The sequence below is a fragment of the Chryseobacterium sp. PMSZPI genome (assembly GCF_002835665.1).
Classification (GTDB): Bacteria; Bacteroidota; Bacteroidia; order Flavobacteriales; family Weeksellaceae; genus Chryseobacterium.
In genome coordinates, this window is record NZ_PIZV01000001.1 from 1 (window position 1) to 21959 (window position 21959).

Consider the following 21959-nt stretch of genomic DNA (forward strand, 5'->3'; position numbering starts at 1 on the left):
TGTTTTTGCCTATCTAAAAGCTCTTCTGCGCTACTGAATGTCTTTCGTTTTTCAGTGGGGCAAAGATAGATACTTCTACCTTCACACGCAAGTTTATTTAACTTAAAGTTTACACCAGTATTATAATTGTGGAAAAATAAACTACATAACAAAATGAAAATAAAACTATTATATACTTATCAACACTTATCCACAATAAGTAATATAAATCCTAAATATGAAAGAATAATGTACTGAAGTCAAAAAAAACATTTGAATGATGTAAGCAGAAAAAATTCGATTACCTAAGATAAAATATGAATAGATATTATTTAGTTCATAATTGCAAACTAGTATTCATTATTGTTCTAAGATACAGATTTGCATAATTTATATTAGTAAACAAATTTTTTAATTTAAGTCTATAAATATTTATTATAAATACAACAATCATATTCAGTAAGGATAGATAAGGCTATTATCCTGATTCTAGTTTTTAAATAAAAATTATATCAGCCTCCACTAAAGCCAATTATTAGATTGATATAAAGATAAAAATCATTATATAAATTATTCATTGCTCTTGTTCTATCTGATAGAAATACCAATAATATGGTTTACAAAATCATCAGACTATGCTTTTTTATTTAGATTTTGACGAGACAAATAACTATTTGGTTAAATAAAACTGATAATAAGCCAACGATTATAGTAACCATTAATTTTATTATTAAAGCAAACTTCTGAGTAATACATTTCAATCCGCTCCTACATCTCATTGCCTTTGTCATTTCATACAGACCCAAGCACCATATTATCTATAGTTTTTCATAGCACTATTTCACAGCTCTATTCAATGAATAGAGTATGAACATAGCCTTTAAAATCTCGCAATCCCTTTCACTTTTCATTATGACAACGATTGGGATATATCAAAAATACTCATGATAAGGATAAACAGAAATATAGTCCGCCCTGCCCTAGTTTATTACTTATAATTGAAAATAAAAAAGTATTCTTTTCCTTAAAAGGATTATAATAGCATGGTTTAGATCCTTCTATGATGACAAGTATACCATTTATATTAGGGATAATAATTATCTTATGAATAATTAATGGGATTGGCTTTAACAAAACTTAAAATTGTTCTGCGTGTATATCCCACTCACTTTGTCATTCCGATAGGAATCTAGACAACGCTATCCCACCAATTGTTACAATTATTCTTTCTTTTATCATCCTCGTTTAGATCCTTTCAGGATGACAAAATGTGGTAAAGTTATCAGAAGTAATGATACCAGGAAATATCTATGATAAAATAAAAAGAGAAGAGAAGAGTATAGAGAGAAGAAGAAAGAATCTACAACAAAAAAATAAAGACTTGGATAAAAAACCGGTATCCGTAACAGGAACCAAAGTTGTTAGATTACTCATTACCGATTACTCATTGCTCATTGCTCATTACTTATTGCCCATTACTCATTACTTATAGTTGTTGGGTATAAAGCAAAAAAAATCCTTTATCATAATGATAAAGGATTTTTAAAAATAAAATAAAAACTGGCGGCGGCCTACTCTCCCGCGTTAGCAGTACCATCGGCGCTGGTGGGCTTAACTTCTGTGTTCGGAATGGGAACAGGTGAGCCCCACCGCTAAAACCACCCTAAAGAAGGTATATAAGGTTCAGGTTGTAGATCGTAGGTTAAAGGTAATAGCTGTTAACTGCTACCTGCTACCTTGCATCTATCATCTGATACCTGTTTTAAGCGATAAAAACTTTCACAAAGACAAAACCTTCGCTGCGCATAAAGAACTTGTCGTAATATTTTAATCATTTAATAAATATTTTCTTATAGCAACCATAGGCTATAAATCTACGGGTAATTAGTACTACTTGGCTATGACATTACTGTCTTTACACCTATAGCCTATCAACGTCGTCATCTACAACGACCCTTAAAAGATGTCTCATCTTGAGGCGAGTTTCGCACTTATATGCCTTCAGTGCTTATCTCTTCCAAACGTAGCTACTCAGCGGTGCACCTGGCGGTACAACTGATACACCAGAGGTTTGTTCAATTCGGTCCTCTCGTACTAGAATCAAGCCCTCTCAAACATCTAACGCCCGCAATAGATAGAGACCGAACTGTCTCACGACGTTCTGAACCCAGCTCGCGTGCCACTTTAATGGGCGAACAGCCCAACCCTTGGGACCTTCTCCAGCCCCAGGATGTGACGAGCCGACATCGAGGTGCCGAACCTCCCCGTCGATGTGAGCTCTTGGGGGAGACTAGCCTGTTATCCCCGGAGTACCTTTTATCCTATGAGCGATGGCCCTTCCATACGGAACCACCGGATCACTATGTCCTGCTTTCGCACCTGATCGACTTGTGGGTCTCACAGTCAAGCACCCTTATGCCATTACACTCTACGCACGGTTACCAAGCGTGCTGAGGGTACCTTTGAAAGCCTCCGTTACTCTTTTGGAGGCGACCACCCCAGTCAAACTACCCACCACGCAATGTCCTTCTGAAAGAAGTTAGGCTCCAAGTAAGTAAAGGGTGGTATTTCAACGTCGGCTCCACAAACACTAGCGTGCCTGCTTCAAAGCCTCCCACCTATCCTACACATTACTTACTCAAAGTCAATACGAAGTTATAGTAAAGGTTCACAGGGTCTTTTCGTCCCATTGCGGGTAATCGGCATCTTCACCGATACTACAATTTCACCGAGCTCGTGGCTGAGACAGTGCCCAGATCGTTACACCATTCGTGCAGGTCGGAACTTACCCGACAAGGAATTTCGCTACCTTAGGACCGTTATAGTTACGGCCGCCGTTTACTGGGGCTTCAGTTAATGCCTTCGCTTACGCTAAGCACCTTCCTTAACCTTCCAGCACCGGGCAGGTGTCAGACCCTATACAGCATCTTTCGATTTAGCAGAGTCCTGTGTTTTTGATAAACAGTCGCCTGGGCCTCTTCACTGCGGCCACCATTGCTGATGGCGTCTCTTCTTCCGAAGTTACGAGACTATTTTGCCTAGTTCCTTAGCCACGACTCACTCGAGCACCTTAGGATTCTCTCCTCGACCACCTGTGTCGGTTTTGGTACGGGTTGCTTCACTTCGGCTTTTCTTGGATCAGATTACTCTACAGCAGCTTCGCCCGAAGGCTAGGCCTTGACTATTCCGTCAGTCTCCAGTAGATACATCCAACCGTCCCCTTTATTCGTGAGCAAGTCAGGGAATATTAACCCTGTGTCCATCCACTACCCCTTTCGGGTTCGCGTTAGGTCCCGACTAACCCTCAGCTGATTAGCATGGCTGAGGAAGCCTTGGTCTTTCGGTGAGCAGGTTTCTCGCCTGCTTTATCGTTACTTATGCCTACATTTTCTTTTCTATCCGCTCCACAATACCTCACAGTACTGCTTCGGCGCAAATAGAATGCTCTCCTACCAGATATATCTAAAATATAAATCCATAGCTTCGGTAATATGTTTATGCCCGATTATTATCCATGCCGGACCGCTCGACTAGTGAGCTGTTACGCACTCTTTAAATGAATGGCTGCTTCCAAGCCAACATCCTAGCTGTCAATGCAGTCCAACCGCGTTGCTTCAACTTAACATATATTTTGGGACCTTAGCTGTTGGTCTGGGTTCTTTCCCTCTCGGACATGGACCTTAGCACCCATGCCCTCACTGCCGACGAACATTTATTAGCATTCGGAGTTTGTCAGGAATTGGTAGGCGGTGAAACCCCCGCATCCAATCAGTAGCTCTACCTCTAATAAACTTAACATCGACGCTGCACCTAAATGCATTTCGGAGAGTACGAGCTATCTCCCAGTTTGATTGGCCTTTCACCCCTACCCACAGGTCATCCGAAGACTTTTCAACGTCAACCGGTTCGGTCCTCCACTCTGTGTTACCAGAGCTTCAACCTGCCCATGGGTAGATCACAAGGTTTCGCGTCTAATCCTACTAACTATGCGCCCTATTCAGACTCGCTTTCGCTCCGGCTCCGGTACTTAATACCTTAACCTCGCTAGTAAAATTAACTCGTAGGCTCATTATGCAAAAGGCACGCCGTCACAGCATTACGCTGCTCCGACCGCTTGTAGGCGTACGGTTTCAGGTTCTATTTCACCCTTCTATTCGAAGTGCTTTTCACCTTTCCTTCACAGTACTTGTTCACTATCGGTCTTTCAGGAGTATTTAGCCTTGGAGGATGGTCCCCCCATATTCAGACAGGATTTCACGTGTCCCGCCCTACTCATTTATCATCCAAATATACCTTTCGAATACCGGGCTATCACCGTCTATGGCCGCACTTTCCAGTACGTTCTTCTAAATATATAAAGACTTTTGGGCTAATCCGCTTTCGCTCGCCACTACTTACGGAATCTCTTCGATTTCTTTTCCTCCGGGTACTTAGATGTTTCAGTTCTCCGGGTTTGCTCCTCTTACGAGGTGACATGTCTTCAACATGCCGGGTTGCCCCATTCGGACATCTGCGGATCAATTCGTGTGTGCCAATCCCCGCAGCTTTTCGCAGCTTACCACGTCCTTCGTCGCCTCTGAAAGCCTAGGCATCCGCCATACGCCCTTAACGATTTCTTTCCTATTTTTGGTTACTCAAGCGCTTTATGCGCTCGGTTTTCTCTTTGTGATGTCTTTACCGTTAATGTCAATGATCTTAATTTCTTTCTTTCCGACTGATGAACAGATGTTGTTGTTGGCTCCATCCGTAACTTTTAAATCAGTCTTCCAAAACTGTGGAGAATAAGGGAGTCGAACCCTTGACCTTCCCGATGAATCGGGACGATCTAGCCCCTATCGGCTAAAATCCTTTGTTTTATTTATAATAAATATCTTCTATTCTTGTTACTTTTCAGTAACTATGTGGAGAATAAGGGAGTCGAACCCTTGACCTCCTGCGTGCAAGGCAGGCGCTCTAGCCAGCTGAGCTAATTCCCCCTCTAGGTTGATTTGAGATTTGAAGTTTCACATTTGATATTCATACGTAACGAATTTCAAATTTCAAATTTTCAATTTCAAATCACTTAATTAGTAGTCTCGGGCAGGCTCGAACTGCCGACCTCTACATTATCAGTGTAGCGCTCTAACCAGCTGAGCTACGAGACTGTCTGTTAGACTAACAGATTTCAGATATTAGATATCAGACTTTTCTTTCTTCTTTTATCTTGCCTCTTTGTCTCAATCCCTTTACTAATTTCTAGTGGGTTTTGTATTTTTATATATCAACCAAACAAAAAACTAAAGCTATTGCTTTAAGTAAGTATAATGTACTTGCGTACTAATTTTGTTTAACGTCTTTAAGACGCTCTAAAATGAGATGTTCCAGCCGCACCTTCCGGTACGGCTACCTTGTTACGACTTAGCCCTAGTTACCTGTTTTACCCTAGGCAGCTCCTTTTACGGTCACCGACTTCAGGTACCCCAGACTTCCATGGCTTGACGGGCGGTGTGTACAAGGCCCGGGAACGTATTCACCGCGCCATGGCTGATGCGCGATTACTAGCGATTCCAGCTTCATAGAGTCGAGTTGCAGACTCCAATCCGAACTGAGACCGGCTTTCGAGATTTGCATCACATCGCTGTGTAGCTGCCCTCTGTACCGGCCATTGTATTACGTGTGTGGCCCAAGGCGTAAGGGCCGTGATGATTTGACGTCATCCCCACCTTCCTCTCTACTTGCGTAGGCAGTCTCACTAGAGTCCCCAACTTAATGATGGCAACTAGTGACAGGGGTTGCGCTCGTTGCAGGACTTAACCTAACACCTCACGGCACGAGCTGACGACAACCATGCAGCACCTTGAAAAATGTCCGAAGAAAAGTCTATTTCTAAACCTGTCATTTCCCATTTAAGCCTTGGTAAGGTTCCTCGCGTATCATCGAATTAAACCACATAATCCACCGCTTGTGCGGGCCCCCGTCAATTCCTTTGAGTTTCATTCTTGCGAACGTACTCCCCAGGTGGCTAACTTATCACTTTCGCTTAGTCTCTGAACCCGAAAGCCCAAAAACGAGTTAGCATCGTTTACGGCGTGGACTACCAGGGTATCTAATCCTGTTCGCTCCCCACGCTTTCGTCCATCAGCGTCAGTTGTTGCTTAGTAACCTGCCTTCGCAATTGGTGTTCTAAGTAATATCTATGCATTTCACCGCTACACTACTTATTCCAGCTACTTCAACAACACTCAAGACTTGCAGTATCAATGGCAGTTTCACAGTTAAGCTGTGAGATTTCACCACTGACTTACAAATCCGCCTACGGACCCTTTAAACCCAATAAATCCGGATAACGCTTGCACCCTCCGTATTACCGCGGCTGCTGGCACGGAGTTAGCCGGTGCTTATTCGTATAGTACCTTCAGCTAGATACACGTATCTAGGTTTATCCCTATACAAAAGAAGTTTACAACCCATAGGGCAGTCGTCCTTCACGCGGGATGGCTGGATCAGGCTCGCACCCATTGTCCAATATTCCTCACTGCTGCCTCCCGTAGGAGTCTGGTCCGTGTCTCAGTACCAGTGTGGGGGATCACCCTCTCAGGCCCCCTAAAGATCGCAGACTTGGTGAGCCGTTACCTCACCAACTATCTAATCTTGCGCGTGCCCATCTCTATCCACCGGAGTTTTCAATTTAAAATGATGCCATTCTAAATATTATGGGGTATTAATCTTCCTTTCGAAAGGCTATCCCCCTGATAAAGGCAGGTTGCACACGTGTTCCGCACCCGTACGCCGCTCTCAAGATCCCGAAAGATCTCTACCGCTCGGCTTGCATGTGTTAGGCCTCCCGCTAGCGTTCATCCTGAGCCAGGATCAAACTCTCCATTGTATGTTTGTCTGACTCACTCAAAGTTTTTAACGCTTTAGTTTTTCCTTACTTGGTTGTTATATTGTATGTCAATGATCTTTATATCTTCCGCTTTTCAACGAAGCAATCTTTCTGTCAGTGTCGCTCCGTATTTGCGAGTGCAAAAGTAAAACTTTATTTTGAATTGACCAAATGTTTTGAAAGAAAATTTTAAAGTTTTTTATCTAACCTTAACCCCTCTCTAAACCTCAATCTTTAAACTCCTGCGCTCCGATTAATTCGGACTGCAAAGATATAAACTTTATTTAAACCAGCAATCTTTTTTATTAAAAAATTAAAGTTTTTTTTCGCCGCTATCTTATGAAGTTTCATAATGTTTTTGCCTATCTAAAAGCTCTTCTGCGCTACTGAATGTCTTTCGTTTTTCAGTGGGGCAAAGATAGATACTTCTTGAATCCTACGCAAGTTTATTTAACTTAAATTTCATTTTTACGTAATATTTGAAGGTAAAACACTGGTTGGCAGGATGAAAAATTTTAAACAAAATTTAGATATAGCTGTAAAATTAGAATCAGCAACTTTATTTAATCTGTTTAAGGCTTATCTTCTTTATAAATCAGGCTCAGAAATTCGGCATACGATTTCTCTAAGCCAACAATATCACCGGATTTTAAATTCAACCCTCCTATTCCTGAGGTATCAGACTTCACTTTCAAAGATGAAATTTGAAAATATAAATTTTCACTACTCGTTTTGGGTTGTACTTTGATGGTAGATCCTAATAGTTTTTTTGTTGAGATGGTATAGACTTCACCAGGAACTATTTTTAGTTTTAAAAATGATCTGGGAGCTATTGTATAATCTTGTTTGTTTACATTAATTTTCTGATCTTTCTCTGCGGAAGCAAATATATAGATCATTCCGTTCTGAACTTCTAATTTTTCTTTAGGGGTATAATATAATGCGATTCTATAGTTAGAAGCATTAAATGGCTGAGCGGAACCATTAATATTTTCAAAAGGTTTTAAGGCAAAAGTATTGGCACCAATCTCTTTTGCCTTTTTATATATTAATGAAAATGCCAACGCATCATCTTTAAAAAAGCCTTGAACATCTATTTCTCCTAAATAAATAGCCCCTTCCACGGCTTCATCTTTTTTATATAAGAATTTATCTTTGTTATCATTTGTTTTTTCAACCCGGCTCAGATAGACATTTTGAGCTGTCCACAACTGAACACACAATACGGAAAAGATGATGGCTAGATTTTTCATATATTATTATTGTTGTGAAAGAATATCAACACAGTCTTCAAGACTATTTTCCCAATGTTTGGGTTCTATTTTATATGTGTTTTCTATTTTATCCAAAGACATTGTACTTCTTACGGGTCTTTTTGCCGGAGTTGGGTATTGTTCGGTTGTCAATGGATTTAACTTTATTGAAGATTTGGAAAATTCGGCGATCTTTTTTGCAAAGTCAAACCAAGTCGTTTCGGGATAGTTGGAGAAATGAAATATTCCAAAGGTTTTGTTGGGAGACTGAATGATTTCCATTATAGCCTCTGCAAGATCATTGGCATTGGTAGGTTGTCCGAACTGATCAGCGACAATTCCCAGTTCATCTTTTTGGGAGAATAGATTCAACATTGTCTTAACAAAGTTCTTATTAAATTCTGAGTAAAGCCAAGAGGTTCTCAAAATAATTGTTTTGGGGTTAATCTCTAATGCCAACTCCTCTCCCTTTCTTTTTGATTCTCCGTATACGCCGATAGGATTAGTAAAATCATCTTCGGAATATGGAAGATTGGTATCTCCATCAAAAACATAATCTGTAGAAACGTGAATTAAGATACTTTTGTAGTCTGCACACGCCTGAGCAAGGTAAGCAACTCCGTCAGCATTTACAGCAAATGCCTTTTCTTTTTCCTTCTCTGCCAGATCTACTGCTGTATAGGCAGAAGCATTGATACAATAATCAGGTTTATTATCGTAAAAAAAATCGTTGATCTGATCTTCGTTGGTAATGTCTAACGTAGTTGAGTCTGTAAATAAAAATTCGTATTGATTTTCAAAATCCGGTGCAATTTTCCTGATACAGTTTCCTAATTGTCCGTTGCTCCCTATTATTGCTATTTTTTTCATTTAATTATTTTAAATTGTATAAAAAGTATCGTTTAAGAATTTTTTGCATTTTGTGATCTTAAAAACTTAACTCTTGACTGGAAGTCTTTTTGTATCAGATCCACATAAAATTTCTGAAAGGTTTCTTTAATATCTTCCGGGTGGACTTCAGATTTTCTGGTTTTAACATTGAAATAAATTACAGTAACCCAAAGTACAGCATGAACGGTTTTTTCATCTAAACTTTTCATCAGAATCTCCACTTTAGCTGTTCTATCCTGTATTTCTATTGTTTTACTGCTGATGACCACCTGGGTATTGTATCTTACTTCTTTCAGATAGGCAATTTCATTTTGAATGGCAATCCAGGTACAGCCGGTTTGTTTAGTATACTCTTCATATGTAAATCCATAAAATGTTTCCACATGATCTTCTCTTGCATTGAACATATACTCAAGATATTTTACATTATTCAAATGTCCGATTGGATCGCAGTCGCTAAATCTAACTTTTACCGTGGTTGATACTTCTTTTTCCATTCCGCAAAAATAAAAAAACCACCTCTAAAAGAGGCGGTTAGTTTTATAAATCTTTGTTAATTTGCTAAATTATTGAATTCCTAATTCTTTTTTAACAGCTGCAGTTGCATCTGCTCCTGCTTTATAAAGGAATGCCGGAGAGTTTGCATCCATTACATACTCGTATCCGTTAGCTTTAGCTACTTTGTCTACAGCATCGTTTAATTTTTTCTCAATTGGCCCGAAAGCTACATCTTGTTTAGCTTGTAGGTCTTTTTGAGCTTTGTCTTGCATTTGTTGGATTTCTTCTCCTAATTTTTTCATTTCTTGCTCTCTAGCAGCATTTTCATCAGCTGTCTTTTTAGGAGCTTCAGCTTGATATTGCTGGAATTTAGTTTGAGCAGCATCTGCTTTTTTCTTAATCTCAGCTTGTTTTGTATCTAAGAATGTTTTAAGATCAGCATCTGCTTTTTTCTTTTCTGGCATCGCATTAAGAACTCCTATTACATCTAAAGTAGCAATTTTTTGAGCTTTTGCCATACCTACAGACACAATCATCATCACTGCTGCAAATAATACACTTAATTTTTTCATAATTGGTAAATAAATAATTTAATTTGTTTTTAGATTTTAAATTTAAGTAAAAGTTAATTGAAAAAATTACTTTTTACTTTTATTATTAGTTTTTTCTTTCTTATCTGTTCCTTTCAACAAAATGTCCAACACCTTGTCGGTAAAGTCATATTTTTTCTGAAGAAAAATAACGCTAATGTTATTGCTTTTATCAAGAACTATGCCCAACCCGTTTTTTTCAGACATTGTTTTAATCGCATTCCATATCTGATCCTGAAAAGGCTGTACTAAGTTTGTTCTTAGCTTTGTGATCTCACCATTTGCTCCAAAACGTAAGCTGGTAGTTGTTTTAATATTTTTATCAAGATCTACTACTTCTTTCTCTCTCAGTTTCAATTGATCACCTATCAACAACACTTTTTCACTTTCAAATGCCGCTTTTTTTCTTTCGTACTCTGACTGTAGATTTTGCAATTCTGACTGCCAGGTATCGATTTGTGAATTAAGTCTTGCTTCAGCTTCTTTATATTGTGGTAATTTATTTAAAATATAATCAGTATCCACTACACCTATTTTCTGGGCACTACTTAAGCCAAAAAATAACAGCAATACGAATGTGAAAGTTATTTTAAAGTTCTTCATATTTATAATTATAATGATTGGTTCATCAAGAAGTGGTTTTGCCATCCTGAACGGTTTCCTGAGATGGTCTTATCAAATCCATATGCGAAGTCAAATCCGATCAATCCAAATGCACCCATATATACTCTCACTCCGACCCCTACTGATCTTTTCAGCTGGAATGGATTATAATTACCCCAAGAGTTCCAAACGTTACCACCTTCAGCAAATGTCAATGCATAAATTTTAGCTGTTTGGTTCATTGAGATTGGGTATCTTAATTCTAAAGTAAATCTATTGTAGATTGTACCTCCTCCTTTCTGGGTAATATCAGTTCCATCACCACCATAAGTACTTGCATTTTCATAACCTCTTAAAGGAATCAATTCTCTACCATCGTATCTACCTCCAAATAAACCGGTACCTCCTACATAAAATCTTTCGAAAGGCGGAGCTCCCAATTGTTTGTTATAACCATCCATGAATCCCATTTCAGCAGAAGATCTCAATACAAGTTTTCCAACGATTTCGTTATATACATCTGCTTTAAACTTGATTTTATAGAACTCCATCCACTTATATTTATCAATAGGTGACATTTTAGAATAATCTTTATTGCTAAACAATGAATATGGAGGTGTTAGTTTCGCAGAAAGTTCGATATTGGATCCCGTTGTTGGGAAGATTGGGTCTATACCTGCTGAGTTTCTACTTAATCCTAAGTTGACACTGAAGTTATTAGCATTTCCATAGTATTCCGTAGTATCCCCAAATTGGAACGGATAGTTGTTGAAGTCATACTTCTGGAATTGCAGACCTGTATACAAAGAGAAATAATCATCAGGCCAGTTCAATAGTCTGTTTAGACCTACTGAAGCCGAGAAAATATTAAGCTTCTGTGCATTTCCATACATATCACTGTATTTTACTCTTGAGTTATTCAAACTTACAGAAAGTGCTGTAGGCTTAGTTCCGAATAACCAAGGCTCAGTAAATGATACTCCATAGTTCTGGAAATACTGACCTGCCTGAACCTGGATAGAGAAGGTTTGTCCATCCCCTTGTGGTACAGGTTTAAAGTCTTTAAACTTAAGGAAGTTTCTTAACGAGAAGTTATTAAACGTTAATCCTAAAGTTCCGATAAAGCTATTACCTCCATAACCAGCTTGTAACTGTACTTGAGAAGATCCTTTTTCTACCAGTTTCCAGTTGATATCAACGGTATTATCTTGTTGATTTGGCTGAATATCCTGTCCGATCTGTTGTGGATCAAAGAAAGACATCCCTGCCAGATCGAAATAAGTTCTTTTAATTTCAGTCTTTTTGAAAAGTTCTCCAGGTTTTGTTCTTAATGCTCTAAGGATTACGTGGTCATGGGTGGTTGTATTTCCCTGCCAAGTCACTTTATTCCATGTAGCCTGTTCTCCTTCATTAATTCTAATTTCGAGATTTACAGCATCTCCTGTTACAGATTTTTCTACCGGTGTTACATTAGAGAAAAGGTATCCATTGTTCATATACACGGATTTGATATCAGAATCATCTTCTTTACCTCCGTCTTCTCCTACTTTTTTGTTGAATCCAACGGCATCGTAAATATCCCCTTTCTTATATCCTAATAATCTTTGTAATTGTTCAGTGGCATATACTGTATTTCCGGTGAACGTAATGTCCCCGATATAATACTTTTTACCTTCATTAAGTTTTACATTGATTTCGTAGTTCTTATTTTTATTTCTCCATACAGAATCTGAGACGATCTTTGCATCTCTGTATCCTAAAGAGTTATAATAACTGATCAGGCTTTGTTTATCTGCCTGATATTTATCTTCAATAAATTTAGAAGACTTCAAAATTCCCCCGATACCAAAGCGTTTTTGCTTAGTTTCTTTAAAAGCTTTATTTCTAAGCTTACTATCTGAAACATTTTGGTTGCCTTCAAATTCGATATGGTCGATTTTAACTCTCTTCCCTTTATCTACGTTGATGGTCCAGTCTACCAAAGCAGGATCTCCTGCATTCGCTTTATCCTGAATACTGATTTTAGCATCAGCAAAACCTTTTTTGATATAATCTTTTGGGATGTTTGTCTTAAGACTTGAAACTAAGTTTTGAGTAATTTTAGTTCCAGGCTTCAGGTTGTTATCCTTAGCCAGTTTTTCGCTTTTAGATTTTCCAATTCCTTTTCCTTCGAATTTAACTTCGCCAAGTTCTTTAAGGTCTTGTAAGTAAAATCTAAGCACGATAGTCTGTCCTTCAATACTTTGGACGTAAACTTCCACCTCAGAAAAAGATTGGGTATCCCAAAGCTTTTTCACAGCATTACTTATTTTCTGTCCCGGAATGTCTACACTTTCTCCTTTAGATAAACCTGTAAATCGCAGAATTTGCGCGGGTGAATATTTTTTTACCCCATCTACAACGATGTCTTTAAGTGTGTAAGTGCCTACTTCATTTTCTGTATGAACAGTCGACTTATTTACTTTTGTGCTGTCCTGTGGAGTTACTTGTCCATAAAAATGTGCAGAAGCAGCAAACATAATGATGGGTAATAGTCTAAACTTCATTTTATCGAGTCTTTCTTTTCTTAAAAATTTATTGGCCTTGTATCTGCTCTCCGGTTAATCCGTATCTTCTTTCTTTGTTTTGATAATCTACAATACATTGGAAGAAAATATCTTTGGTAAAATCCGGCCATAAGACATCTAAAAACTGTAATTCTGCATAGGCAATCTGCCAAAGAAGGAAATTACTTATTCTGATTTCGCCACTTGTTCTGATGAGTAAATCTACAGGAGGAAAATCTTTTGTATAAAGATAGTTCTCGAATAATTGTTCGTTAATATCTCCTATTTCTACTTTTCCTTCTTTTACATCAGAACTAATATTTTTTACAGCATTCAGAATTTCGTTTTGAGAGCCATAGCTTATAGCTAATACTAAGTTTCCTTTTGTGTTTTCTTTTGTAAGATCTACCACACGTTGAAGCTGCTCTCTTACTAATGTAGGCAACTTCTCCATATTTCCTATCACATGCATTCTCAGTCCCTTACTGAAAATCTCTTCTGCTTCAAGTAGTAAAGTTTCTACTAAAAGATTCATAAGAGTATTCACTTCTTCAGTCGGACGGCTCCAGTTTTCTGAAGAGAACGTATAAAGTGTTAGGTAGGGAATATTGATCTCATTACATGCATTAATAGCATTTCTTACAGCATTAATGGCATTCTTGTGGCCAAAAGTTCTTTCTTCGCCACGAGACTTCGCCCATCTTCCATTACCATCCATAATGATGGCTACGTGTTTTGGTAAATTCTCAGAATTTATTTTATCTTTAATCAACGACATATTAATCACAATAACATGGAGGTCTTCCAAACGAAAAAGTAAGTCCTAAACTGAAAGTATTCATCCAATCTTTAGATCTACTATCTCCAATATTTCTCTTTCTAATAAACTCTTCCTGTCTTTCTTTAGCAACAGCATAATAATTTCCTGACTGCAATAAAGAGGCTCCAGTAGCCGGATCTAAAATATCTGCATTAAAAGAAGTCTTTACATCTTCAGCAAGGATCTTACTATGATCCAACTGATCCGTTAAGGTATATCTAAATGTAGCTTCTGCAAATATAGCCCAAGTATGATTAAATTTATACTTCAACCCTACTCCAAAAGGAATATGCATTGTAACTTTTTTCCCTAATGAATATTCGGTTCTCGTTTGGAAATCCATTTCATTAATAGGAGCTAATGCAACTCCGTCAGCATCTCTTTTAAAGTCATTGACCATAGTAGCTTTAGGAGCGTCAAACATTAAAGCACCGATCCCCCCAAAAATATAAGGGCTTACCATACTTACCTGTTCATTATTTATTGGGAAAAAGTTGTATTCAAACATTAAACTTGCCTCATATACATTATTTTTCCCATATGAGTTTCTATTCTTTCTATACTCTTCTTTCGCAACTTTATCATTAAACTGAATCTGATTATATCCTAAATCCAATCTAACAGTCTGGTGCGGATTAAAATTAAATCTATATAACAACCCTCCATAAAATGGGAACCCCCAATCTGAAACTCTATTTAAATCCAACGGCTTTTGTAAAATATAATTTGTCCTTCCTACATCTCCCACTAGGTTACTCATCCCTAGACGAACTCCCAATTCGTTTCTTTGTGCTTTGACACTTACCACTCCAAGGAGAGCAAGGAAGCTAAACAATAATTTTTTATTCATAAAAGAATATGGATTTATGGTTATTTTAAAATTTAATTTTTGCAAATATAAAACATTTTTATATTAATGATAATCTTAATGTTTAGTTAAAAATAAACAAAAAAACATAATTTGTTATAAAGTAAACGGCAAAGTGGCAAAAATATTCTTTTTTTCATAGAATCAAAACACATCAAGTATAAAAAAACCCCCATTACATGAGGGTTTAAAGCTCTATTTTTTATTAAATATTGTTTGTACTTTATTCCGTATTCTGATTAATAACGGTTCTTTATAATTTTTATCTTCATCAAAATAACCATAACCATAGCCATAACCGTAGCCGTAACCATAGCCATAACCTTGTTTTGTATTATAGTCATTATAAATAAGACCCAAATGACTAATTTCGTTGTTATGGTATTTTTCGGTAATCATTTTCAGCATATACTTTTCGGTATATTCGTGACGTACAACATAAATATTGGCATCCGAATACTTCATCAGCTCATAGGAGTCTGCAACCAAACCTACAGGCGGTGAATCTATGATGATAAAATCATACTTTTCTTTTAATTCTTCTATGAATTTGATATTTCTCTGACTCATCAAAAGTTCAGATGGATTTGGTGGGATAGGTCCTGAAGTTGCTACATCAAGATTTGGAATTTTGGTTTTATTGATAATCTGGTCAATCTCAACTTCACCTGTCAGATAATTTGAAATACCATATTTATTATCAATTTTAAAATCTCCAAAGATCTTAGGTTTTCTAAGGTCCATTCCTAATAGGATTGTTTTTTTATCACTTAATCCTATAACAGATGCTAAGTTAATAGAGATATAAGTTTTTCCTTCACCACCAATAGAAGACGTTATCAAAATAACCTTGCCTTTCCCATCTTCATTATTATTCTCCATTAAAAATCTCATACTTGCTCTTATTCCCCTGAAGGCCTCAGACACAGATGATTTTGGCTGCTCTAAAACGGTAAGCATATTTTCGTTGCTATTGTTTCCGATAACACCAAGAAGTGGGATTTTCGTAGCGCTCAATAGCTCTTTAATATTTCTGATCTTGCTGTCTAGCAATTCACCGATTAGGATAAATAAGATTGGAAGCAATAACATTCCTGATATAATACTAATCTTAGCCAGCTTTATATTAGGTCCTATTGGATGCTGTCCAAGGTTTTTGGCAGGGTCAATCACCGTAATATCAGATTGATTGGTCGCCATCCTCATCTGTGTATCATTCTGTCTCCCTAAAAGGCTGTTATAGGTTGCTTCTATCATATTATACCCTCTTTCTGCATCCAAATACTTCCTTTCTTTTTCAGGATATGAAGCAAGATCTTCATTGGCTTCAGCTACTTCACGATCAATTTTATTGATTTCATCATAATATCTGGCATAATAACCTCTCAAACTATTAGATGAACCCATTTTAGCGTCGTTGATTAATCTATTAACCTCTTTCATTGGCTCAGAGTTCGGCTTATAGATTAATGCCATTTCTGATCTCTTGGTATATAAGGCTTTGAGTTCAGTAACTGTAGCTGAGAACATTCCATCCTCAAAACCGGCAGCATTAGTCCCAATCATCTTATCAAAATTTTGAGACTGAAGTGTATTTTTAATAGTATTTAAAGAGTTGAGTTTACTGATGATATCAGCCTTTTTTGCCTCAAGTTCTTTAATTTTAACAAGAGATTTTTCATCTCTGTCTTTAATATTATAAAGTTTTTCTGAAGTTTTTAAGTAATTCAGGACATTCGCGCTCGAATCTAATTTTTTACGGATCTTATCCAAATTCCCTTGTAGATAAAGGTCTGTGTTTTTATTTACCACGTTTTTATCCGCAAGTCTCTTTTTTTGCAGCTCTGCTACGGATTTATTTAAAAAGTTGACAGTACTATTAAGGTTATATCCTTTTTTGGTAATAACCATGATACTGCTGATCTCTTTATCAAAATCAACATTAATGGTAGAAATAATTTCATTAACACTTTGGTTCACTGAATTCAAACTAACAATAATGTTATCAAGTCTGATTTTAGGAGTAACAGGATTGGGAAGCAATCTAAATCTCAGATTAGGTGAATCATACCATTCATTTACTCTAACCACTTTATTAGTTGGTTTGGCATAAGCGTTAATGGTCTGAAAACCTTCCGTATCAAAATTATACAAACTCGTTGATTCTCCTTCTTCCGGTAATACCACTTCGTATGCACCGTTACCTTTTGGAACTAAAGTAAACGGATAATTAATCTGCTGAAGATGTTTCTTATCTATTTGTACAAAAACAGGAGAATCATCTTTATCTAAATAAGTAGATTTTATAAACCCTTTGGTGGAATAATTCACAAAAAGATCTAACTCTTTCACTAAGAACTCGTTATGAGATCTTGACAAAAGCATTTTCTTTAAGTACATACCATCCTGATTCCCACTTTGCCCCCAGATAAAGTTAATGGATTGACTTGCCTGGGTAGGTTGTAGAAAGCTGGCTGTATTACTTGATGTACTTAAGGATAAATCCGAAGCGAATATGTTCTGTGCGTAATATTTACTGTATAGCCATGATATGGTATATCCGATAAGTAGCATCAAAACGAACCAATACCAGTTTTTTAAAATTCTTCTTAAAAAATGCTCAATATCGAACAATGCGAATGCTCCGTACTTTTCTTTCGAAGATTCGGTCCTACTTACTTTAGTATCTTTTTCTGGAATCATGATGTTAAAGCCTTTGTAGGATTGTATATAGAGTTAACGCTGTTGTAATTGCTGTTACACCTGTCAATAAAGTCTGGATCGGATCTTTTCCGAATCCGTTCAAGCTTTTTCTTCTCGTGTTAAGATAAATCTCGTCTCCATTCTGTACATAGTAATAAGGAGAGTTCATAAGATCTTCACGGGTAAGATCAATTTTAGCGATCTTGATTCCTTCCGGTAGCTTTCTATGAATAACCACCTCTTTTTTATCAATTGTTCTGTTCAGTCCACCATTAATTGCTAATGCTTCAGTAATGGTAAGCGTATTTTTATGGGCTACTTTTTCTCCTGAGAGACCTGTAGTTTCAACATCTCCTAAAATATAATAGGTAATACCATCGGTATTTACTCTAACTTCGGATTTACCTTCCTGGAAGTTTTCATTTACTTTATTTTGGATCTCTTTCTGCAGATCATCAAGAGTTCTTCCTTCAGCTTTGATATATCCTATTCCAAATACATTGATTTCACCATTGGAATCTACTCTTAATCCATTAAAATAAAAATTAATATTTCCTCCAGTACTGGAACCTGTGGCACCTCCGATACCAACACCACCGCCTGAACGTCCTCCCATAGCAGCATTTGAAGAAGACCCGCCTATTCCTCCAGATGTATTATTAGAAGAATAAAATTGCGCAGCATCTCCTTTCGGAGTGGTAACAATATTAAGATTCAGCATGTCATTTTTTGTAATCCTATAAGTAGGAATATTATAGGGAACGAGACCTTCTTCATTAATTACAAGACTTTCACTTGGCTGCAAGTATCTTACATCTTTGGTCGTGATGCAGGAAGTAATTAAAAAGGGTAATATTAAAAATAAATACTTAAAGTTCTTCATCATATTTGAATATTGTTTACAAAAGTAATATTTAATTGTTAATTTTTGTTATTTCTTAATCGATATAGCAAATCCGGCAAATAAGCCCCCATAAAACCTAATAAAATGATAACTAATAACAACAAGTTGATATTAATGTGTCTCAAATAATAAGCTATTCCTACAATCATCAGATAATATATGATAATATAAAAGGAAGATCTTCTATGGGTAAAATTAAGCTTCAGTAATTTGTGATGGATATGGTTTTTATCAGCGTCAAAAGGTGATTTTTTATTATAAAGTCTGATTATAATTACATTTAAGGTATCTACAATAGGTAAAATTAAGATGGCCACAGCAACTGCGGGCGCAGATTGCAGATGATATCTTGGAACATCAATAAGTTTTTTATCTATAAAAATATCTATAAAACAGATGGAAGTAAAAGCCAATAAAAAACCGAGCAACATAGATCCTGTATCTCCCATAAATATTTTATTGGTTCTATAATTCGACAAATTATAATACAAGAACGCCAATACAGTTCCAATAATAATAACAGATAGAACTACTAACGGATAATTATATTCTCCCAATCTATAGTAACTTATTCCGAATAAAGCACTACAAATGATGGAATATCCTCCCGCCAAACCGTCTATACCATCAATCAGGTTGAATGCGTTAATAAGAACAATAAAAGTAATTATACTAAATATGACGCTTACAAAATAGCTTAATTCATATATTCCCAATATTCCGAACAAGCTCCTTATTCTGATATCTGAACCAATAACCACCAATGAAGAAACCACAATTTGTGCAACAAGTTTTTTATAGGCCCGCATTACTACAATATCGTCCATTACTCCAACATACAACAGAATAATCAGTGAGGCAAATAAAAACTTATAAAGGTCAAATAACTCATAGGCAAAAATGGAAGCACAGATTCCTATTGAATAGAAGATGGCAATCCCTCCCAGATTGGGAATCTTTCTGAGATGCGAACTTCTTACCCCAGGCTCATCCATAAGATTCTTTCTTCTTGAAATCTTTACAATAGTGGGTATAGAGAAAAAAGTAATTAAAAAGGAGAATATGAAACCTAACCCTATTTTCACATAGAAAATAGGTATTCCCGATCCGCTTAAGAACAATTCTAAATTTTTCATTCTTTTCTTATCCAGCACATCCATGTTTCAGACAAAGCCTACACTTGGCCTTATAAGAATATTGTCTATCATATTCTTCTATTGGTCGAAACAATAGTGCATACATTTGTGTTTATATCAATTTTCTTATCAATCTTTTCTGACCTGCAAAAAACAAGAGATAAAAAATCTTTTTCTTCAGTGGCAAAGATAAAAGATAATTCTTACCAAAACGACTATAGTTCAATATATCTTGAATTTTTATATGTCTTTTTTTTATGAAAACATCCAATTGATCGGCCATTCCGTAGAATATTTCTTCATCTTTTACAAATGCCAGGTACGCCAAAAAGGAATATACACCCTCAAAAATTTGAAAATTTTTCAATTCTTTTGTCTTATGAGCATACTTAGATTCATGAAAGATATTTTCGACATCAGCTACTGCTTTCAGGATATCGAGACCTTTTTGAGTATGGGTTTTCGTGATAGAATCGGTTCTTTCCAGATATTGATAATGAAAATTCTGGGTCTGAGCAATCACCTCACACTCCAATAAAAGTTGGGGGATAAGCTGAATATCTTCAAAATGAATTCCTTTTTTAAATCTTTTTTGATTAAAAAGTTCTTTTTTGAAAAGTTTATTACAAGCAAAATAACTGATATCCGAAAAAACAGAAAAGTTGTGTTCCAATTCAATTTTCTCCGGCATATTAGGGAGCTGCGTTAATTTTTGCGTGACATTTCCGTTTTCATCCACTTTTTGAATGTTACAGATCACCATTTTGGTCATATGCTTCTCCGCTAAAAGGAGCATTTCTTCAAACATCGTTTCCGTTACATAGTCATCACTATCCACAAAACCGATATAATCTCCTACAGCTTTATCAATGCCAAAATTACGGGCATCACTCAGTCCTCCGTTGTCTTTTGTAAAAGCTCTTACCTTTTCAGGATGCTTTTGAGCATAATCCTTAATGATCTCTTCGGAACCATCTTTACTTCCATCATTAATGACAAGTATTTCAATGTTCTGAAGGCTTTGATTAACCAGGGAATCAAGGCATTTTGCCAAATAATTTTCGACATTATAAACGGGAACAATGATGGAAACTTTTGAGGGAATGTTTGTCATACATTAAATTTTCGTCAGTCTTGCATTCAGCCAGCCTTTTTTGGCATCATCAAAATCTTTTCTTGAGCAGGGAATACAATTTTCTATATTTTCATCGTCACCAAAATACCACAAATTACTGAAAGTATCACGTTTGAAAGCATATTCTCTATCATCAATCAGTACATAGAACAATTCATAATGTCTTTCTTTCGGATGTGAATGCTGGATATTAATCCCTTCAATCAAGTACCAGAGCATTTGAGCTAAAAGCTGATGATTCAACTGGTTCTCCGAATAAATATTATAATTAAAAATACCCACGGATTTTAGGTTTTCACTTAATCCGATTTCTTTCATATACGCACAAATTTCTCTTCTGTTTAACCCATTTACCTGTGGATTCATTGAAAAAGGTTCACTAAAACTCTCAATCGCATCACAGTTTACGGTGACAAGATCTGCTTTTCTAAAGAATGGCTCCGTTTTTTCTGTCGAATTCATCATTTCCGCCAAACGGATAATATCAAATTCCACTTCTTTGATAAGCCTTACGGAATCCATTTCATTTAAATGCTTCTGGTAGCCTAAGTGGTGGTAATTATTAATAGAAAAATTCTTAGCACCAAACATTTTGCTTAAGAAAGTATGCTCATTAATTTCTTCTCCCTGCTTCAGGGAAATAATATTACTGATTTGAGTATAATTGATATTTTTCTGATGAAAATTCAAAGTAGAAAACAACGAAAAGACGAAGTCGTTGGAGCCACCGATAATAACAGGAAGCGCTCTCTTGTAATGACATGCTGACAATACTTCCTGCAATACATAATGAGTATCCTGAACCGATTTCCCTGAAACCAAATCTCCAAGATCTACAATAGGAATCTCAAAATCTAATTGTGAAAGCCTGTAAAACTCTTTTCTTATCGCTGTAAAATCCTGCACTTCCGCATCTCCTCCCGCTCCTCTATAATCTGAAATGAACAACAAAACAATGCTGTCCTCCTTTATATCTTTTGTAATCCGACTTCCAATTTGCCAGCTTTCTGTTTTGAAATTTCTTGGTGAAATGATAAAGTCTTCAAAATCCATATTGTATTGAAAGTTTATGTGTGTACTATTAATTTCTTTGTGTAACAAACATACAAAAAAACCACAGCACTCGCCATTCTCAAATACTTTTTATTGATAAAAAAAGCCGTTAACA

At 36.5% G+C, this 21959-nt stretch carries 14 protein-coding genes, 3 tRNA genes and 3 rRNA genes; 1 reads left to right on the forward strand and 19 read right to left on the reverse strand.

Going from position 1 to position 21959, the window contains the following annotated elements; genetic code table 11:
- The first annotated feature begins 1249 nt into the window (after positions 1-1249).
- Positions 1250-1471 carry a hypothetical protein gene (locus tag CW752_RS16740; RefSeq protein WP_133121628.1) on the forward strand — a complete coding sequence of 74 codons (222 nt, stop codon included), beginning with the start codon at positions 1250-1252 and terminating at the stop codon, positions 1469-1471.
- Positions 1472-1537: 66 nt separating this feature from the next.
- On the opposite strand, the gene rrf is transcribed toward CW752_RS16740, so the two are convergent.
- From rrf to CW752_RS00090, 19 genes are all read right to left on the reverse strand, one after another.
- A 5S ribosomal RNA gene (rrf, locus tag CW752_RS00005) occupies positions 1538-1645 on the reverse strand.
- A 198-nt stretch (positions 1646-1843) separates the two neighbouring features.
- Positions 1844-4598: ribosomal RNA gene (locus CW752_RS00010) — 23S ribosomal RNA — on the reverse strand.
- A 156-nt stretch (positions 4599-4754) separates the two neighbouring features.
- Positions 4755-4830: transfer RNA gene (locus CW752_RS16755), tRNA-OTHER, on the reverse strand.
- Between the two features lie 51 nt (positions 4831-4881).
- Positions 4882-4955 (reverse strand) — tRNA-Ala (locus tag CW752_RS00015).
- A 94-nt stretch (positions 4956-5049) separates the two neighbouring features.
- A tRNA-Ile gene (locus CW752_RS00020) sits at positions 5050-5123 on the reverse strand.
- A 204-nt stretch (positions 5124-5327) separates the two neighbouring features.
- Positions 5328-6844 (reverse strand): 16S ribosomal RNA (locus CW752_RS00025).
- Together the 16S, 23S and 5S rRNA genes with 3 tRNA genes alongside form the textbook arrangement of a ribosomal RNA operon.
- A gap of 572 nt (positions 6845-7416) precedes the next feature.
- On the reverse strand, positions 7417-8097 hold the full coding sequence (locus CW752_RS00030; RefSeq protein ID WP_101237754.1) for a hypothetical protein: 681 nt from the start codon (positions 8095-8097) through the stop codon (positions 7417-7419).
- Between the two features lie 6 nt (positions 8098-8103).
- Positions 8104-8967 carry a dTDP-4-dehydrorhamnose reductase gene (gene rfbD, locus CW752_RS00035; protein ID WP_101237755.1) on the reverse strand — a complete coding sequence of 288 codons (864 nt, stop codon included), beginning with the start codon at positions 8965-8967 and terminating at the stop codon, positions 8104-8106.
- A gap of 32 nt (positions 8968-8999) precedes the next feature.
- Positions 9000-9485: an acyl-CoA thioesterase gene (locus CW752_RS00040; RefSeq protein ID WP_101237756.1), complete on the reverse strand. Its 486-nt coding sequence runs from the start codon at positions 9483-9485 to the stop codon at positions 9000-9002.
- A 69-nt stretch (positions 9486-9554) separates the two neighbouring features.
- A complete protein-coding gene (locus CW752_RS00045) occupies positions 9555-10058 on the reverse strand; it encodes an OmpH family outer membrane protein (RefSeq protein ID WP_101237757.1) in 504 nt (167 codons plus the stop codon).
- Positions 10059-10124: 66 nt separating this feature from the next.
- Positions 10125-10679, reverse strand: a complete 555-nt coding sequence (locus tag CW752_RS00050) for an OmpH family outer membrane protein (RefSeq protein WP_101237788.1) — start codon at positions 10677-10679, stop codon at positions 10125-10127.
- An 8-nt stretch (positions 10680-10687) separates the two neighbouring features.
- On the reverse strand, positions 10688-13225 hold the full coding sequence (bamA, locus tag CW752_RS00055; RefSeq protein WP_101237758.1) for an outer membrane protein assembly factor BamA: 2538 nt from the start codon (positions 13223-13225) through the stop codon (positions 10688-10690).
- Between the two features lie 28 nt (positions 13226-13253).
- Positions 13254-14003, reverse strand: coding sequence for an isoprenyl transferase (locus CW752_RS00060; RefSeq protein ID WP_101237759.1), 750 nt, complete (start codon positions 14001-14003; stop codon positions 13254-13256).
- A 1-nt stretch (position 14004) separates the two neighbouring features.
- Positions 14005-14895 carry a DUF6089 family protein gene (locus tag CW752_RS00065; RefSeq protein ID WP_101237760.1) on the reverse strand — a complete coding sequence of 297 codons (891 nt, stop codon included), beginning with the start codon at positions 14893-14895 and terminating at the stop codon, positions 14005-14007.
- Positions 14896-15108: 213 nt separating this feature from the next.
- A complete protein-coding gene (locus CW752_RS00070; protein WP_101237761.1) occupies positions 15109-17616 on the reverse strand; it encodes an exopolysaccharide transport family protein in 2508 nt (835 codons plus the stop codon).
- Positions 17617-17620: 4 nt separating this feature from the next.
- On the reverse strand, positions 17621-18502 hold the full coding sequence (locus CW752_RS00075) for a polysaccharide biosynthesis/export family protein (protein WP_101237762.1): 882 nt from the start codon (positions 18500-18502) through the stop codon (positions 17621-17623).
- A gap of 35 nt (positions 18503-18537) precedes the next feature.
- Positions 18538-19656 (reverse strand): glycosyltransferase family 4 protein, encoded by a 1119-nt coding sequence (locus CW752_RS00080; RefSeq protein ID WP_101237789.1) that lies wholly within the window; start codon positions 19654-19656, stop codon positions 18538-18540.
- A 112-nt stretch (positions 19657-19768) separates the two neighbouring features.
- Entirely contained in the window at positions 19769-20770 is a 1002-nt protein-coding gene (locus CW752_RS00085; RefSeq protein ID WP_101237763.1) for a glycosyltransferase, read from the reverse strand.
- 3 nt (positions 20771-20773) lie between these two features.
- A complete protein-coding gene (locus CW752_RS00090) occupies positions 20774-21844 on the reverse strand; it encodes a formimidoylglutamase (RefSeq protein ID WP_101237764.1) in 1071 nt (356 codons plus the stop codon).
- Positions 21845-21959: the final 115 nt, after the last annotated feature.